The sequence below is a fragment of the Cupriavidus sp. D384 genome, assembly GCF_001652915.1.
Classification (GTDB): Bacteria; Pseudomonadota; Gammaproteobacteria; order Burkholderiales; family Burkholderiaceae; genus Cupriavidus.
Genome location: NZ_BBQI01000090.1, coordinates 417,626 through 433,378 on the forward strand (window position 1 = coordinate 417,626; position 15,753 = coordinate 433,378).

General features: G+C 65.6%; 17 protein-coding genes. 6 read left to right on the forward strand and 11 right to left on the reverse strand.

What is annotated here, in order from left to right:
• Positions 1 to 181: 181 nt before the first annotated feature.
• Positions 182 to 421 carry a hypothetical protein gene (locus A9J21_RS31100; protein WP_082926518.1) on the forward strand — a complete coding sequence of 80 codons (240 nt, stop codon included), beginning with the start codon at positions 182 to 184 and terminating at the stop codon, positions 419 to 421.
• A gap of 98 nt (positions 422 to 519) precedes the next feature.
• On the opposite strand, the gene A9J21_RS19665 is transcribed toward A9J21_RS31100, so the two are convergent.
• From A9J21_RS19665 to A9J21_RS19695, 7 genes are all read right to left on the reverse strand, one after another.
• Positions 520 to 1,308, reverse strand: coding sequence for an MBL fold metallo-hydrolase (locus tag A9J21_RS19665; protein WP_066738755.1), 789 nt, complete (start codon positions 1,306 to 1,308; stop codon positions 520 to 522).
• A 67-nt stretch (positions 1,309 to 1,375) separates the two neighbouring features.
• On the reverse strand, positions 1,376 to 2,626 hold the full coding sequence (gene bamC, locus A9J21_RS19670; RefSeq protein ID WP_066738757.1) for an outer membrane protein assembly factor BamC: 1,251 nt from the start codon (positions 2,624 to 2,626) through the stop codon (positions 1,376 to 1,378).
• Between the two features lie 58 nt (positions 2,627 to 2,684).
• Positions 2,685 to 3,569, reverse strand: a complete 885-nt coding sequence (gene dapA / locus A9J21_RS19675) for a 4-hydroxy-tetrahydrodipicolinate synthase (RefSeq protein ID WP_066738759.1) — start codon at positions 3,567 to 3,569, stop codon at positions 2,685 to 2,687.
• Between the two features lie 148 nt (positions 3,570 to 3,717).
• The gene (locus A9J21_RS19680; RefSeq protein ID WP_066738761.1) at positions 3,718 to 4,296 is read right to left on the reverse strand and encodes a bifunctional 2-polyprenyl-6-hydroxyphenol methylase/3-demethylubiquinol 3-O-methyltransferase UbiG; all 579 of its coding nucleotides are present in this window, start codon (positions 4,294 to 4,296) and stop codon (positions 3,718 to 3,720) included.
• Between the two features lie 65 nt (positions 4,297 to 4,361).
• Positions 4,362 to 5,027: a site-2 protease family protein gene (locus A9J21_RS19685; RefSeq protein ID WP_066738762.1), complete on the reverse strand. Its 666-nt coding sequence runs from the start codon at positions 5,025 to 5,027 to the stop codon at positions 4,362 to 4,364.
• 105 nt (positions 5,028 to 5,132) lie between these two features.
• Positions 5,133 to 5,768: an L-threonylcarbamoyladenylate synthase gene (locus tag A9J21_RS19690; RefSeq protein ID WP_066738763.1), complete on the reverse strand. Its 636-nt coding sequence runs from the start codon at positions 5,766 to 5,768 to the stop codon at positions 5,133 to 5,135.
• A gap of 30 nt (positions 5,769 to 5,798) precedes the next feature.
• Entirely contained in the window at positions 5,799 to 6,644 is an 846-nt protein-coding gene (locus A9J21_RS19695) for a 3',5'-nucleoside bisphosphate phosphatase (protein ID WP_066738947.1), read from the reverse strand.
• Positions 6,645 to 6,764: 120 nt separating this feature from the next.
• On the opposite strand from A9J21_RS19695, the gene A9J21_RS19700 reads away from it, so the two are divergent.
• Entirely contained in the window at positions 6,765 to 7,832 is a 1,068-nt protein-coding gene (locus tag A9J21_RS19700) for an NAD(P)/FAD-dependent oxidoreductase (RefSeq protein ID WP_066738766.1), read from the forward strand.
• A gap of 16 nt (positions 7,833 to 7,848) precedes the next feature.
• Here A9J21_RS19700 and A9J21_RS19705 read toward each other — a convergent pair whose 3' ends face one another.
• A complete protein-coding gene (locus A9J21_RS19705) occupies positions 7,849 to 8,742 on the reverse strand; it encodes an alpha/beta fold hydrolase (RefSeq protein WP_066738768.1) in 894 nt (297 codons plus the stop codon).
• A 145-nt stretch (positions 8,743 to 8,887) separates the two neighbouring features.
• Here A9J21_RS19705 and A9J21_RS19710 point away from each other — a divergent pair, with 145 nt between their 5' ends.
• On the forward strand, positions 8,888 to 10,633 hold the full coding sequence (locus tag A9J21_RS19710) for an AMP-binding protein (RefSeq protein ID WP_066738770.1): 1,746 nt from the start codon (positions 8,888 to 8,890) through the stop codon (positions 10,631 to 10,633).
• Here the strand turns inward: A9J21_RS19710 and A9J21_RS19715 are convergent.
• Entirely contained in the window at positions 10,630 to 11,514 is an 885-nt protein-coding gene (locus A9J21_RS19715) for a ferritin-like domain-containing protein (RefSeq protein ID WP_066738772.1), read from the reverse strand. The genes A9J21_RS19710 and A9J21_RS19715 overlap by 4 nt on opposite strands.
• A gap of 131 nt (positions 11,515 to 11,645) precedes the next feature.
• Between A9J21_RS19715 and A9J21_RS19720 the strand changes: the two genes are divergently transcribed.
• From A9J21_RS19720 to A9J21_RS19730, 3 genes are all read left to right on the forward strand, one after another.
• Complete coding sequence (locus A9J21_RS19720) at positions 11,646 to 12,170, forward strand: gamma carbonic anhydrase family protein (RefSeq protein WP_066738778.1); 525 nt, start codon at positions 11,646 to 11,648, stop codon at positions 12,168 to 12,170.
• A gap of 48 nt (positions 12,171 to 12,218) precedes the next feature.
• Positions 12,219 to 13,223: an Hsp33 family molecular chaperone HslO gene (locus A9J21_RS19725; protein ID WP_066738779.1), complete on the forward strand. Its 1,005-nt coding sequence runs from the start codon at positions 12,219 to 12,221 to the stop codon at positions 13,221 to 13,223.
• Between the two features lie 132 nt (positions 13,224 to 13,355).
• A complete protein-coding gene (locus tag A9J21_RS19730) occupies positions 13,356 to 13,763 on the forward strand; it encodes a hypothetical protein (protein WP_066738780.1) in 408 nt (135 codons plus the stop codon).
• A gap of 76 nt (positions 13,764 to 13,839) precedes the next feature.
• On the opposite strand, the gene ftsB is transcribed toward A9J21_RS19730, so the two are convergent.
• Together ftsB and eno are read right to left on the reverse strand one after the other, a co-directional pair.
• On the reverse strand, positions 13,840 to 14,181 hold the full coding sequence (gene ftsB / locus A9J21_RS19735) for a cell division protein FtsB (RefSeq protein ID WP_066738781.1): 342 nt from the start codon (positions 14,179 to 14,181) through the stop codon (positions 13,840 to 13,842).
• Positions 14,182 to 14,421: 240 nt separating this feature from the next.
• Positions 14,422 to 15,711, reverse strand: a complete 1,290-nt coding sequence (eno, locus tag A9J21_RS19740; protein ID WP_066738783.1) for a phosphopyruvate hydratase — start codon at positions 15,709 to 15,711, stop codon at positions 14,422 to 14,424.
• Positions 15,712 to 15,753 lie beyond the last annotated feature (42 nt).

Genomic DNA, 15,753 nt, shown 5'->3' on the forward strand with positions numbered 1-15,753 from the left:
ACCGGCATATTTCGCCTATACACAAGGCGGGAAAACGCGGATATAATCGCCCGCTGGCTAGTACTGTGGACCACTGCACTGTCGGCACCCGGGAGAGCCTCATATTTGCAGTACAAGAGCGATAATTACCGGTAATTATTCATCGCCTGTTTTCGTTTTATTAAAAGTTAAAGGACGAACAATGAAGAAGTCTCTCCTGATCGCATCCCTGCTGGCTGCTGTTGCTCTGGCCGCTTGCGGCAAGAAGGAAGAAGCCGCTGCCCCCGCTGCTGACACCGCTGCTTCGGCTCCGGCTGCTGCTGCTCCGGCTGCTGACGCTTCGGCTCCCGCAGCTGCTGCTCCGGCTGCTGACGCTTCGGCTCCGGCTGCCGACGCTTCGGCTCCGGCTGCTGACGCTTCGGCTCCGGCTGCCAAGCAGTAATCGGATTTTTCCGAGAAACAAAAAGCCGACCTTCGGGTCGGCTTTTTGTTTTGGCGATTATCTGACACCCCTTCATTAGCGGCATCGGCGCTCGCCGATTATGCCCGCACAGGCTGCCAGCCCAGCCCTTCTTCCTGGTCCGCGATCAGAATTTCACCAGGCAGTACACCCAGCACCGTAGCCAGCGCTCCAGCCGCCAGTTCACGGGTATTGTTCTGCTTGCTCAAGTGTGCCGCCACCACGCGCGACAGACCCGGATGGGTCACCTGCGACAGGATACTGGCCGCAATATCGTTTGCCAGATGGCCAAAATCACCACCTATCCGCCGCTTCAGCGACCACGGATAGACCGAGTTGGCCAGCATGTCGCGATCATGGTTGCATTCGAGGACCAGCGCATCCACGCCAGCCAGACGCGCCGTGACGTAGGGCGTTTCCATGCCCGCATCGGTCAGCACGCCAAGCCGCGCATCGCCATCGGTCAGCACGAACTGCAACGGCTCCCGCGCATCGTGCGGCACCGTATAGGGATGGATCTGCAGACCGCCCACCGCGAATACGTGATCGGCGCAACATACCCGCACATCGGCCTGGTCGGCGCCACGCATGTGCGAAGTAGCCAGCCAGGTGCCGTGACTGGTGTGAACCGGAAGCTTGTGCCGTGCGGCAAATGCATAGGCAGAGCCGACGTGATCGCCGTGCTCGTGGGTGACCAGCACCGCGTCGAGTTGTCCGGGCAAGACGCCCAGCCGCTCCAGGCGACGCGCCGTTTCCTTGATGCCGAAACCGCAGTCAAGCAGCACACGCGTCACGGACGCGCCCTCGCCGGCCTCGATCAGCAGCGAGTTGCCTTCGCTGCCACTTCCCAAAAAAGCAAAGCGCATCATCGATGCGCTCGCTTGGGAAGATGCCCGACGGCGGGCGCCGTCGGCATCGATGGACTACAGACGACCATCAGTGCAGCTGTTCGTCCAGCAGCGACAGGATACGCTTGCTGATCTCGGTGTTTTCCGGCTGGCCGGCATCGTTCTGCACGGTGACCGTGGTGCCGGTGCCATTGCCCTTCAGCGACACGCGATACTTCTTCGCGGTCTTGCCGTCGTTGGCCTTCGTGAAGAGCTTCGAGAAGAAGCCGCGATCGTCCACAGCCTGCTTCGGATCCACGTAGCGCACGTAGTACAGGCCTTGCGCGCGGTCGCGGTCTTCCACGGTGAAGTTCACGCGATCCAGCGACAGGCCGACCGAACGCCATGCACGGTCGAACGGCTCCGGCAGCTGCAGCGCCGGGGCACCATTGACCTGCGCCAGGAACGACTTGCTGTCGACGGCGCTGGCCGAGGCTGCACCGGTTGCCGCAGCGGCACCGATACCGGTGGCGTCGCCCGAAGTCGCCGGGGCTACGGCGGCTGCAGCATTGCCCACCGGAGTCGGGTTCTTGGCCATCTGGTTGGCCTGCTCCTTCTGCACGCCCAGGCGCTGGGCCAGGCGCGACAGGAATTCGGCTTCCAGTTCCGGATCAGCCGGACGCGGCGTCCAGACCGTGGTCGACTTGTCCACGCCGGTCAGTTGCTCCTGCGCGCCACGGTGGCTGATGAACACTTCGAGCTGACCGTTCTGGGCGCGCTCCACACGCGTACGGAACTTGTCGCGCTCGGAGGTCGAGTACAGGCCGTCGAACACCTTGCCGATCGTATTGCGGATGATGTCCTGCGGAATCTTGGCGCGGTTTTCGGCCCAGTCCGTTTCCATGATCCCGGTCTGCGGCGAGTCCTGGGTCAGCAGGAAGCCATTTTCCTGCCAGAAGCCGCGCAGCGACTCCCACAGTTGGTCGGCGCGCATGCCGTTGCTGATCACCAGCCAGCGCTGGTTGCCATCACGCTCCATGCGGATGCCCTGCGAGGAGGGCAGCACGTTGGTGGCGGGCTCGGCCTCGCGCGTCTTGGTAGCCTGCTGGTAGTTCGACAGCGTCGACGTGCCTGCCGCGTCGGGCACGGTATAACGGCGGTCGCCTTCGAGCTTGGTCAGGTCCGGCGGAATGTCCAGCGACGCGGTCTTCTTGCCCTGGGACTTGTAGTCGATCTTGTCGGGCTGCATGGCTTCGTTGATGCTGCTGCAGCCGGCAATCAGCGTCAGCGCCAGCACGGGCGCAACCACGGCGACACGGCGGATCTGCGTCGCGCCGCGACGGTTAAGCTTCTGTTTCATTGACACGTAATCCTGGTTTCAAGAATCGGCGAATAGCCGAACGTTCAGCCGGCGAATCTCAGCCCAGCAGGCCGGCCGCTGCCAGCGCGCGGCGCACGGTTTCGTGCTGGCCTTCCGCCAGCGGGGTCAACGGCAGGCGGATACCGCCTTCCATCTTGCCCATCTGCTGGAGCGCCCACTTGACCGGAATCGGATTGGCCTCGACGAACATCGCGCGGTTGAGGTCGATCAGTTCCATGTGCAGGCGGCGGGCCGTCACCACATCGCCCTTCAGGGCCGCGACGCACATTTCGTGCATCTTGCGCGGCGCCACGTTGGCAGTGACCGAGATATTGCCCTTGCCACCCAGCAGGATCAGCGCCACCGCGGTGGGATCGTCGCCACTGTAGATGGCGAACGTATCGGGTGCGTCCTTGATCAGTTGCGCGGCACGGTCGATGTTGCCGGTCGCTTCCTTCACGCCCACGATGCCCGGCACCTGCGCCAGGCGCAGGATCGTCTCGTTGTTCATGTCCGCCACGGTACGGCCGGGGACATTGTAAAGCAGCACCGGCAGGTCAACGGCTTCCGCGATCGTGCGGAAATGGCGGTACATGCCTTCCTGCGTCGGCTTGTTGTAGTACGGCACGACCTGCAGCGACGCATCGGCGCCCACCTTCTTCGCAAAGGCGGTCAGTTCGATGGCCTCGTTCGTGGAATTGCCGCCGGTCCCGGCGATGATGGGCACGCGGCCAGCCGACTGCTCGACCGCCACGCGGATCAGTTCGCAATGCTCCTCGACGTTGACCGTCGGCGACTCGCCCGTGGTGCCCACGATCACGATGCCATCGGTGCCTTCCGCCGCATGCCAGTCGATGAGGGCGCGCAGGGCCGGGTAATCCAGGCTGCCATCCTCATGCATCGGGGTGACGATGGCCACGATGCTGCCGGTAATCTGTGTCATATCTCAGGGAATTCGGGAAATTCGAACAAACGGGATTGTACCGGAACCGTCAGGGGCTCCGCCCCCCCTATCAATGAGGGAAAACGTTAGCGGGCGTAACGTGTGGCGCGCCGGTCTCGCTGACGGCCGCCGCTGCGCTCCCGGCGCCTCACGACTGGGGCCATCCGGGCAGCGGATATCGCCGCGGCGCGGCCTCGGGCGCGCTCCCGGGTACCTCGCGCACGGCACAAATCCGCTGCACGAAGGCCTCGCGCGGCGCCGCCAGCGTGCCGTCCTCGTAACCTGCCACCCGCAACCTGCCGCGCGTCACTTCGAGCAATTCACCGGGTTGCAGCAGGAAATCGGGCCGCGACGGCTTGCCGACGGTTTCGTTGCCGGCCGCAAAGGTCTCGTAGACCAGCACCCCGCCCGGCGCCAGCGCGTCCAGCAGATGCGGCCACAGCGGCCGGTGCAGGTAGTTGGTGACCACCACCGCGTCAAACCGGCCGGCATCCGCCAAGGGCCAGGCGCCCTGCTCCAGATCGGCCACGCGGCCCTCGATGCCAGCCGGCAACCCGGCAACCGCCTCGGCATCGCGGTCCACGGCCAGCACCGCAAACCCCTGCCCCGCCAGCCAGACGGCGTGGCGCCCGCTGCCGCAGGCCAGGTCGAGCACCCGGCCGCCGGGCCGGATCAGGTGGGCCCATCGGGTCAGCCAGGTGGAAGGCGCGGCAAGCTGGGAATGCATCGGCGGGAACAGGGAAAAGGAAGGGAGCCGGGAAGCCGGAACAAGGGGGACAGGCCGGGCCGGTGCTACTGCAGCACCATCAGCACCGGGCGCAGCATGAGTTCGACGATCGACAGCAGCACCGTCATCACCGGCTGCATCCAGATTCGCGTGATGACACCGGCAGCCACCAGCGCCAGCACGATGAAGATGCCGTACGGCTCGACCCGGCCCACCGCCTCGGCCATGCGACGCGGCAGGAACGCCGTCAGCACGCGGCCGCCATCGAGCGGCGGAATCGGGAACAGGTTGAACGCGGCCACCACCGTGTTGACCAGCACACCGGCGCGGGCCATCTGGCTCCAGAAGGGCTCCTGGATCTGCGCCAGGGCCAGGCCGACGGCGATCAGCGCCCACAGGAACGCCTGCACGACGTTGCTGGCGGGACCGGCCAGCGCCACCCACATGCCATGCCAGCGCGGGTTGCGCAGGTGGTCGAACACCACCGGCACCGGCTTGGCAAACCCGAACACGAACTGGCCGGCCGTCAGGAAATACAGCAGCAGCGGCACGGCCACGGTGCCAATCGGATCGATATGGCGAATCGGGTTCAGGCTGACGCGCCCCAGCAGCCAGGCGGTGTTGTCGCCGAAATACTTGGCCACGAAGCCGTGCGCGGCCTCGTGCAACGTGATGGCAAACAGCACGGGCAGTGCATATACAGCGAAGGTCTGGACGATCGAGGAATCCATGCGAATTATTCTATCGGGCCGCCGGCGCCCAAGGCTGTCCGGCATGTCCGTGGATGTGCGGTATGTATCAGAAACGACAGGTCAAATGACACAAGGCTGGCCGGATCAGGCGGCAGCGACCAGCCCAAAGCGTTCGACATCGCCACGCCCGGCGCGCACCAGTTCCGGCTCGCCGCTGGTCAGGTCGATCACGGTGGTCGGCTGGGCCGGCGCGGGGCCGCCGCAGATCACCAGGTCGAGCTGCTTCTCCAGCCGCGTACGGATCTCGGCCGGCTCGTTCATCGGCGCCTCGTCGTCCGGCATCTGCAGCGTGGCCGAAATCAGCGGCTGCCCCAGTTCGGCCAGCAGCGCCAGCGGAATCGCATGGTCCGGCACGCGCACGCCGATGGTCTTGCGCGCCGGGTGCGACAACCGCCTGGGCACTTCCTTGGTCGCTTCCAGGATAAACACGTACGGACCCGGCGTGGCGCCCTTGATCCAGCGGTACTGGCGGTTATCGACCCGGGCAAAGTTGCCGAGTTCCGACAGGTCGCTGCACATCAGCGTCAGATGGTGTTTTTCGTCGATGTCGCGCAGCCGGCGCAGGCGCTCCACGGCAGACTTGTCGTCAAGCCGGCAGGCCAGGGCGTAGCTGGAATCGGTCGGCAGCGCGATCAGGCCGCCCTTCTGCACGATCTGCGCGGCCTGCTTGACCAGCCGCGCCTGCGGGTTTTCGGGATGAATCTCGAAGTACTGGGACATGAGGGGCGCGGATTTCCGGGGCGGGGCAGGTTACCAGTCGTACCAGACCGGCGTGACGTCCGACGGCAGCGGCGGCAGCGTGCCGATTTCCACGCGTCCCTCGCCGGGACCGTGGAAATCCGATCCGCGCGATGCCAGCAAACCATAGTGGCGCGCCACGTCGGCGTAGCGGCGGAACTGGTCGGGCGTATGGCTGCCGGTCACGACCTCGACCGCGCGGCCGCCCAGTTGCGTGAATTCGTCGAACAGCGCGTCGTGCTGCAAGTCTGTGTAGTTGTATCGGCCCGGATGCGCCATCACCGCAACGCCGCCGGCGCCGCGGATCCAGCCCACCGCCTCCTTCAATGCCGACCAGCGGTGCGGCACAAAGCCCGGACGGCCTTCCGACAGGTATTCGCTGAACACGTCGCCGATGGTCTTGCAACGGCCCTCGTCCACCAGCCAGCGCGCAAAGTGCGTGCGGGAAATCAGGTCGGGGTTGCCAACGTAGCGCAGCGCGCCTTCGTAGGCGCCGGTAATGCCGACTTTCGCCAGCGCCTCGCTAATGTCCTGCGCGCGGCGCGCACGGCCGTCGCGGGTCCGGGCCAGGCCATCGATCAGGTCCGCGTTGAACGGATCGATCTGCAGGCCGACGATATGCACGGTCTGCCCGGCCCAGGTCACCGAAATCTCCACGCCCGGCACGTAGCGCATGCCCAGCGCTTCGGCCGCGGTGCGGGCTTCGGCCTGGCCGCCCACCTCATCGTGGTCGGTCAGGGCCCAGAACGCCACGCCGCCGGCGTGCGCACGTGCGGCCACCTCGGACGGCGACAACATCCCGTCGGACACGGTGGAATGGCAGTGCAGGTCAGCGTTGATGGCATTGGCGTTTTGCATGGTCATATTCTACTCCCGGCAGGGTTTTTTAGCCCTGCCACCAAAGGTGGCGTGCCCGGATTGCCGCAGCACGCAAGGTATGATGGGGCCTGTCCAGACCGCTTTTTTCCGCTTCCAGCCATGTCCACCACGCCCGCATCCCCGACCCCGGAAACCATTCAGACCGATGTGCTGATCGTCGGTGCCGGCCCGGTGGGCCTGTTCGCCGCATTCCAGGCAGGCGTGCTGGGCCTCAAATGCGAGCTGATCGACGTGCTGGACCGCGCTGGCGGCCAATGCACCGAGCTGTATCCCGAAAAGCCGATCTACGACATTCCGGCCGTACCAGGCTGCCTGGCGCAGGAACTGGTGGATCGACTGCTCGAACAGTGCGCACCGTTCGCGTTTCCGATGCACTTCAACCAGCGCGCGCAGTCTGTCAGCGACACCCACGGCGCCGATGGCCACCCGCGTCTGTTGATCACCACGGATGGCGGCAAGCGCTTCGACGTGGCTGCCGTGCTGATCTGCGCCGGGGCCGGGGCCTTCGCCCCGCAGCGCGTGTCGCTGCCCGAGGTTGCGCCGCTGGAAGACCGGCACGTCCACTATGCCGTGCGCGACGTGTCACGCTTTGCCGGCAAGCGCGTGATCGTGGCCGGCGGCGGCGATTCGGCGCTGGACTGGGCGCTGGCCTTGCGCAAGGTGGCGGCACGCGTGACGCTGCTGCACCGGCGCGAAGGCTTTCGTGCCGCCGATCACTCGGTGGCCGCCATGCGCGCGGCCGTCGAGGCAGGCGAGATGGATTTCGTGGTCGGCATGCTCGGCAGCCTGCAAACCGATGACACCGGCGCCCTCACCCACGCCGGCATCAAGACGCGCGACGGCGACCGCACCGTGGAAGCCGACGAACTTGTCGCGCTGTACGGTCTGGTGTCCGAACCGGGGCCGATCGCCCAGTGGGACCTCGACATGCACGCGGGCCGCATCCATATCGAGAACACCACCACGTACGAAACGTCGCGCCGCGGCATCTTTGCCGCTGGCGACATCGCCGTTTATCCAAACAAGCAGAAGCTAATCCTGTCGGGCTTCCACGAGGCCGCGCTGGCCCTGCGCAAGGCGTATCACTATGCCTTCCCTGACAAAGCGCTGGTGCACATGCACACCAGCAACAACCCCGCGCTGAAGCAAAAGCTCACGCACGCGTAACCGGGATACGCTCCGCTCAGGCCAGGAAATCCTCGATCAGCCCGGCCACCACCTGCGGCTGGTCGTGGTGGAGCATGTGCCCGGCGTCGTCGACGAATACCTCGCGGAAATCGGGGAATGCGCGGAAACGCTCCTTGAATTCCTCGACGGTCTGCTTGTGCGCGATGTGCTTCAGCGTGGCCGAATCCCGCGCTTCCACGTGCAGCACCGGCGCCGCCACCTTTTCCCAGATCGCCATGATCTCGTCGATGCGGTACAGCGTCGGGTTGGTCATCTTGTGCGCCGCATCTCCCAGGATTTCCCAGCGACCGGCCTCGTTGCGGCGCGACCAGTGCGCGGCCAGGAACGCGGCACGATCGTCGGGCAGGCGCGGATTGGTCTTCTGCAGCCGCGCGGCCACGGCAGCCTCGCTGTCGTAGGTCTTCAGTTCGGGCGGCGTGCGCAGTTCGTCAAGCCAGCGCGCCAGCCGGGCTGGCGCCTGGTCCGGCCGCGTGCGCGTCAGGCCGAAGCCTTCCAGGTCCACCACGCGCCGTACGCGCTCCGGCCGCACACCCGCGTAGATGCACACCGCGTTGGCGCCCATGCTGTGGCCCACCAGGTCCACCTGCCCGTCGGGCTGGTAATGGTCGAGCAGCGCTTCCAGGTCGGCCACGTAGTCGGGAAACCAGTACGAGCGCGTGCCCGGGTATTGCGTCGGGTATTCGGTCTCGCCAAAGCCGCGCCAGTCCATGGCGATCACATGCCAGTCGCGCTGGAATGCATCGACCAGGAACTGGAACGACGCCGCCACATCCATCCAGCCATGCAGCATGAACAGCTTGGGCGCGCCGGGTTGTCCCCAGTGGCGGACGTGCGTGCGCAGGCCACGCAGCGTGATAAATTCGGAACGCGAAGTTTCCGTGATGGTCATGGTGTCTACCCTCTGTGCCCGGGTCTTCTGATGCGCGCGCAGCGATGGCCGCGCGGCAGCCCGGATAAAAATAGAACGATCGTTCGCTTGTCGGATTATAGCCAAACGGCTAGTCGAAGCGAGCAAGAACATTGGAGACATTGGCATGACCGCCTTGCCGGCCACGCGCCGTGACGACTATCACGCGCTGCATGAATCGTTCCACTGGAACGTCCCGGAGTTTTTCAACCTGGCCGAAGTCTGCTGCGGCCGCTGGGCCCGCGACCCGGCCACGGCAAGCCGCATCGCCGTGCACACCGAGCATGAGGATGGCCGGCGCGCGTCGTACACCTATGCGCATATCCAGGCCGAAGCCAACCGGCTGTCGCGGGCGCTGCGCGAACTGGGCGTGCAGCGCGGCGACCGCGTAGCCATCGTGATGCCCCAGCGAATCGAGACGGTGATCGCCGGCATGGCCGTTTACCAGCTTGGCGCGATTGCCATGCCGCTGTCGATGCTGTTCGGCCCCGAGGCGCTTTCCTACCGGATCGACCACAGCGAAACCCGCGTGGCAATTGCCGACGAAACGTCGATCGACAACCTGCTGGCCGCCCGCCCGGAATGCCCGACGCTGAAGACCATCATCGGTGCCGGTCAGGCCACTGGCCGCGGCGACCTGGACTGGGACACCCTGCTGGCCGCGCAACTGCCCGACTTCACCGCCGAACAGACCAAGGCCGACGAGGCCGCGGTGCTGATCTACACCAGCGGCACCACCGGGCCGCCCAAGGGCGCGCTGATTCCGCACCGTGCGCTGATCGGCAACCTGACCGGCTTTGTCTGTTCGCAGAACTGGTATCCGCAGGACGACGACGTGTTCTGGAGCCCCGCCGACTGGGCCTGGACCGGCGGCCTGTGGGACGCGCTGATGCCGGCGCTGTATTTCGGCCGTCCGATCGTCGGCTACCAGGGCCGCTTTTCGGCCGAACGCGCCTTCGAACTGCTGGAACGCTACGGCGTGACCAACACATTCCTGTTCCCGACCGCCCTCAAGCAGATGATGAAGGCCTGCCCGGAGCCATCGGAAAAGTACGATCTGAAGCTGCGCGCCATCATGAGCGCGGGCGAGGCCGTGGGCGAGACGGTGTTCACGTGGTGCCGCGACGCGCTGGGCGTGATCGTCAACGAGATGTTCGGCCAGACCGAGATCAACTACATCGTTGGCAACTGCACGGCGCAGTACGACGACGATCACCTGGGCTGGCCGGCGCGTCCGGGATCGATGGGCCGCCCCTACCCCGGGCACCGCGTGGCCGTGATCGATGATGACGGCCGCCCGTGTGCGCCCGGCGAGGACGGAGAGGTCGCCGTCTGCGCCACCGATATCCATGGCCACCCCGACCCGGTGTTTTTCCTGGGCTACTGGAAGAACGATGCCGCCACGGCTGGCAAGTATTCGGAATCGGATGGCCTGCGCTGGTGCCGCACCGGCGACCTGGCCCGCGTCGATGCCGAGGGCTATCTCTGGTATCAGGGCCGGGCCGACGACGTGTTCAAATCGTCGGGCTATCGCATCGGGCCGAGCGAGATCGAGAACTGTCTGCTCAAGCATCCGGCGGTGTCCAACTGCGCCGTCGTGCCATCGCCGGACCCCGAGCGCGGCGCCATCGTCAAGGCGTTTATCGTGCTGACGCCCGCCGTGGCGCGTTCCTTCGATAACGATGCGGCGCTGGTGGCCGAGCTGCAGCAGCATGTGCGCGGCCAGCTGGCGCCGTACGAATATCCGAGGGCCATCGAATTCATCGACCAGTTGCCGATGACGACCACGGGCAAGATCCAGCGCCGGGTGCTGCGGCTGATGGAGCAGGAACGGGCGCAGCCACAGCAGCAGGCCGGAAATCCGGCCAACTAGCCCGCCGAGGCTTCCAGCCAGGCCAGTTCATCCTCGTCGAATCCGGCCGCGCGCCGGGCGTCGAGGTTGAACGGGCCGCGCAGCTTCGGCGCCTTGTACTGCTCGGCCAGTTGCGCGTAGGTGGCCACGGGCTCCAGTCCGCGCTGCGTGCAGAGCCAGCGGTACCAGTGGTTGCCAATGGCGACATGGCCCACTTCGTCACGCAGGATGATGTCGATGATCGCGGCGGCCGCTTCGTCGCCGGCATCGGCCAGCTTGGCGCGCACCGGCGGCGAGGCATCCAGCCCGCGCGCTTCCAGCGTGCGCGGCACCAGCGCCATGCGCGCCAGCACGTCGACCGCCGTCTTGTCGGTCATCTCCCACAGGCTGTTGTGCGCCGGAAAATCGCCATAGGCAGCGCCCAGCGTCTGCAGGTGATCGGCCAGCAATGTGAAGTGATAGGCCTCTTCGTCGGCCACACGCAGCCAGTCGCGGTAGTAGTCGGCCGGCATGCCGGAAAAACGCCAGACGGCGTCGAGCGCAAGGTTGATCGCGTTGAATTCGATATGGCACAGCGCATGGATCATGTTGGCGCGGCCGGCGGTGGTGTGGATCGACCGGCGCCGCTCCACGCGCATCGGCGGCACCAGCTCGGGGCGCGCCGGCCGGCCCGGCACCGCGCCGGGTGCCGCCACAAGGCTTTCATCGGGATCGACAACGGTATCGACACCGGCCAGCAGCGCGGCATACAGGGCCCGCGCTGCCGCAGCCTTGGCCCGGGCATCGGTCATGCATAGCACGTCCAGTGCCCACCGGCGGGCGGAGGCGGGGCCGGCGGTTGCCCCGGGCGTGGGCGCGACAAGTGGCGAGGGCGCGATGTCGGCGGGTGCGATCACTGGCATAGGCGTAAAATTCGGGAAGCCGCCATTGTAGAGCCCCCGCCCGCCCGAGGCTTGTCCCGGGCGGCCGCGTTCAGCGGGCCCTTTTAATCCGCGCGGCCATCCCCAATTACGCACATTCAGCAGGAGACCCCATGGCGCTTTACCAGCTCGGCGATACCGCCCCGAAAATTCACGAAGATGCCTACGTGGCGGCGGAAGCCACCATTATTGGCAACGTGACGCTCAAGGCGCGTGCCAGTGCCTGGCCGGGCGTGGTGATTCGCGGCGACAACGAGCCGATCGTGGTGGGCGAAGACACCAACATCCAGGAAGGCTCGGTGCTGCATACCGATCCGGGCCGTCCGCTGACGCTGGGCGACAAGGTGTCCGTGGGCCACCAGGCCATGCTGCATGGCTGCACCGTGGGCGAAGGCTCGCTGATCGGCATCCAGGCCGTGGTGCTCAATGGCGCCGTGATCGGCAAGGAATGCCTGGTCGGCGCTGGCGCCGTGATCACCGAGAACAAGGTGTTCCCCGACCGGTCGCTGATCCTGGGCGCGCCCGCCAAGGTGGTGCGCGAGCTGACCGACGCCGACGTGGCCAACCTCTATCGCAACGCCGAAACGTATGCGAAGCGGCAGGCCGTATACAAGACCGAACTCAAGCGCATCGGCTGAGAGCGTCCTGACGCCGCCGATTCGCCGACTTAACCGCCAGACAGAACCGTGACCGCTTCCTCGAATCCCGATACGCTTCAGAAATTCCTGTTCGATGCCGCCCCCGTGCGTGGCGAACTGGTCCGCATCGAATCCACCTGGCAAGAGGTGCTGAACCGCCATGCCTACCCGGAGCCGGTGCGGCGCGTGCTGGGCGAGATGGTCGCGGCCGCGGCGCTGCTGTCGGCCAACCTCAAGTTCAACGGCGCGCTGGTCATGCAGGTGCATGGCGACGGGCCCGTGCGCATGCTGGTGGTGGAATGCCTGTCCGACCTGTCGATGCGCGCCACGGCCAAGATCGCCGAAGGCGCCGAGATTGCCGACGACACCACGCTGAAGCAGCTCGTGAACGTGCATGGCAAGGGCCGCTTTGCCATCACGCTCGACCCGCAGGACAAGCTGCCGGGCCAGCAGGCCTACCAGGGCATCGTGCCGCTGGCCGACGAACACGGCCCGCTGGCTACCATGACCGAGGTCCTCGAACACTACATGCAGGCCTCCGAACAGCTCGACACGCGCCTGTGGCTGGCGTCGAACGACCAGGTGGCAGCCGGCATGCTGCTGCAGAAGCTGCCGTCGTATGGCGGTACGGCCGGCGCGCAGGTTGGCGAAACCGGCGCCGCGCTGACCGAGGAAGGCCAGGGCCAGGACCTGGACACCTGGGATCGCGCCTGCCAGCTGGGCGCCACGCTGAAGGAAGACGAGCTGCTGGCAGAATCGCCAGATACGCTGCTGCGCCGCCTGTTCTGGGAAGAACTGCAGAACGCCGGCCTGCGCGTGTTCGAACCGATGACACCGCACTTCCAGTGTTCGTGCTCGCGCGAAAAAGTGGCGAATATGTTGCATACGCTAGGCCGGGACGAGATCGAAGGCATCATCGCCGAGCGTGGCGAGGTGGAAATCCACTGCGATTTCTGCGGCCAGCGCTATGCGTTCGACCCCGTGGACGCAGCCCAGCTATTCACCGCACCGGTCGCCACAGGTGCCGGCGAGGGCGCAAATCAGCAGCACTGAGGCATGGCCTGCCCCTTTTTCGGAAGATCAGGGGCAGGAACAATGCCAGTCTGCCAACCGTGCGGAACCACACACACGGGTGGTCGGGTCCAATGGCATGCTTGTTTTTCAGCCGTCCGAACGGAGTCCGATATGACCGCGACCATTCGTTCCAGATCGACCCATTCCCTGACCGGCACGCTGGCCTGCGTACTGGCGCTTGCCAGCCTGATCGCCGGCTGCGCGGCGCCGGTGCCGCGCAGTCCCGACGGGGTGCCGGCCACGGCACGGCTGCCGGACAACGCCATTCCTCCCGCCCCGCTTAACGACGCCGAGCGCCAGAGGCTGGGCGCACTGAACCAGCAGATCCTCCAGGAACAGGCCACGGTGATGGCCAACCAGCAGTCGGCGGCCGCATGGAGCCGCGCGTCGTACTACCCGAACACGAGCGTCAACATGTTCTACAACGGCTGGGGTGGTGGTGGCGGCTGGGGAGCCGGCGTGGGCTTCGGTTTCCCGGGCTACGGCTACGGTGGCTATCCTTACGGCGGCTGGTGGTAACGGACCGCCCGGAAACGATACCGGCCGCGTTGCGCGGCCGGACCTGATACCTCTGATGACGCCTGCTGGACGACGGCTAGTGACCGCCTCGTCCGGCGACGGAATTGGCTGGCGGCGGCAGTGGCGGCGTGGCGCTGACCTTCGGGGCCGGAGCCACGAACTGGACGAACACCTCGTCGTCCTTGACCATGCCCAGCTCGTAGCGGGCGCGTTCCTCGATGGCGCCGGTGCCATCCTGCAGATCCTTCACTTCGCCTTCCAGCTTGGCGTTGCGCAGCTTCAGCGCCTGGTTGTGCGTCACCTGCTCGCCCACCTGGCGGTTCAGATCCCAGACACGCAGCCAGCCGCCCTTGCCCAGCCAAAGCGGGTACTGAACGGCCAGCAACAGCACGAACAACAGCAGGGAAATCAGGCGCATCGGGGCAAAAGGCGCAATGGAATAGAGACAGGGTCGGAGGTTTCCGATGGGCACCAATGATCCATCATGCGGCCGCAGATTGCAAAACAAAAGACGCTACAAAGCGCAACAACGGTGCGTCTCGCACCAGGTATCGGCACAATCGCCACACCAGATGGCAAAAAAACGCCACCCCGGCGAACCGGAGGCGGCGTTTTTATCGGCTTGCCGGCGGCGCGGGCCGCCCGCAGGCTCAGGGCATCAGCGCAGGTTGTAGAACGCGCTCTTGCCCGGGTACGTCGCGATATCGCCCAGATCTTCCTCGATACGGATCAGCTGGTTGTACTTGGCGATACGATCCGAACGCGACAGCGAGCCGGTCTTGATCTGACCAGCATTGGTGCCCACGGCGATGTCGGCAATCGTGCTGTCCTCGGTCTCGCCCGAACGGTGCGAGATCACGGCGGTGTAGCCGGCGCGCTTGGCCATCTCGATGGCGGCGAACGTCTCGGTCAGCGTACCGATCTGGTTGATCTTGATCAGGATCGAGTTGCCGATGCCGCGCTCGATGCCTTCCTTCAGGATCTTGGTGTTGGTCACGAACAGGTCGTCACCCACCAGCTGCACGCGCTTGCCAAGCTTCTCGGTCAGCGTCTTCCAGCCTTCCCAGTCGCCTTCGGCCATGCCGTCCTCGATCGACACGATCGGGAACTTGTCGCACAGGTTGGCCAGGTAGTCGGCAAATTGCGTCGACGTCAGCTTCAGGCCTTCGCCTTCCAGCGCGTAGACGTCTTCGGCCTCGTGGTAGAACTCGCTGGCGGCGCAGTCCAGCGCCAGCAGCACGTCTTCACCCATCTTGTAGCCGGCCTTCTCGACAGCTTGCACGATGGTGTTCAGGCATTCCTCGTTCGACGAGAAGTTCGGGGCGAAACCGCCCTCGTCGCCCACGGCCGTCGACATGCCCTTGTCGGCCAGGATCTTCTTCAGTGCGTGGAACACTTCGGCGCCGCAACGCAGGGCTTCACGGAAGCTGGTCTGCGACACGGGCATGATCATGAATTCCTGGATGTCCAGGCTGTTGTTGGCGTGCGCGCCACCGTTGACGATGTTCATCATCGGCACCGGCATCTGCATCGCGCCCGAACCGCCGAAGTAGCGGTACAGCGGCAGGCCAGCCTCTTCGGCAGCAGCCTTGGCCACGGCCATCGACACGGCCAGCATGGCGTTGGCGCCCAGGCGGCCCTTGTTCTCGGTGCCGTCCAGTTCGATCAGCGTGCGGTCCAGGAACGCCTGCTCGGAAGCGTCCAGGCCCATGATGGCTTCGGAGATTTCGGTGTTGATGTGCTCGACGGCCTTCAGCACGCCCTTGCCCAGGTAGCGCGACTTGTCGCCGTCACGCAGTTCGATGGCTTCGCGCGAGCCCGTCGATGCACCCGACGGCACGGCGGCACGGCCCATCACGCCGGATTCCAGCAGCACGTCGCACTCGACCGTGGGATTGCCGCGCGAGTCCAGCACCTCGCGACCGATGATATCTACGATTGCACTCATATTTCCTCTCAGGACTGTTGAATCTTCGTGAATCTTCTACGT

Coding starts and splice junctions, on each gene's coding strand:
- A9J21_RS31100 (WP_082926518.1), top strand. CDS start 182: ATGAAGAAGTCTCTCCTGATCGCATCCCTGCTGGCTGCTGTTGCTCTG.
- A9J21_RS19665 (WP_066738755.1), bottom strand. CDS start 1,308: ATGATGCGCTTTGCTTTTTTGGGAAGTGGCAGCGAAGGCAACTCGCTG.
- bamC (WP_066738757.1), bottom strand. CDS start 2,626: ATGAAACAGAAGCTTAACCGTCGCGGCGCGACGCAGATCCGCCGTGTC.
- dapA (WP_066738759.1), bottom strand. CDS start 3,569: ATGACACAGATTACCGGCAGCATCGTGGCCATCGTCACCCCGATGCAT.
- A9J21_RS19680 (WP_066738761.1), bottom strand. CDS start 4,296: ATGCATTCCCAGCTTGCCGCGCCTTCCACCTGGCTGACCCGATGGGCC.
- A9J21_RS19685 (WP_066738762.1), bottom strand. CDS start 5,027: ATGGATTCCTCGATCGTCCAGACCTTCGCTGTATATGCACTGCCCGTG.
- A9J21_RS19690 (WP_066738763.1), bottom strand. CDS start 5,768: ATGTCCCAGTACTTCGAGATTCATCCCGAAAACCCGCAGGCGCGGCTG.
- A9J21_RS19695 (WP_066738947.1), bottom strand. CDS start 6,644: ATGCAAAACGCCAATGCCATCAACGCTGACCTGCACTGCCATTCCACC.
- A9J21_RS19700 (WP_066738766.1), top strand. CDS start 6,765: ATGTCCACCACGCCCGCATCCCCGACCCCGGAAACCATTCAGACCGAT.
- A9J21_RS19705 (WP_066738768.1), bottom strand. CDS start 8,742: ATGACCATCACGGAAACTTCGCGTTCCGAATTTATCACGCTGCGTGGC.
- A9J21_RS19710 (WP_066738770.1), top strand. CDS start 8,888: ATGACCGCCTTGCCGGCCACGCGCCGTGACGACTATCACGCGCTGCAT.
- A9J21_RS19715 (WP_066738772.1), bottom strand. CDS start 11,514: ATGCCAGTGATCGCACCCGCCGACATCGCGCCCTCGCCACTTGTCGCG.
- A9J21_RS19720 (WP_066738778.1), top strand. CDS start 11,646: ATGGCGCTTTACCAGCTCGGCGATACCGCCCCGAAAATTCACGAAGAT.
- A9J21_RS19730 (WP_066738780.1), top strand. CDS start 13,356: ATGACCGCGACCATTCGTTCCAGATCGACCCATTCCCTGACCGGCACG.
- ftsB (WP_066738781.1), bottom strand. CDS start 14,181: ATGCGCCTGATTTCCCTGCTGTTGTTCGTGCTGTTGCTGGCCGTTCAG.
- eno (WP_066738783.1), bottom strand. CDS start 15,711: ATGAGTGCAATCGTAGATATCATCGGTCGCGAGGTGCTGGACTCGCGC.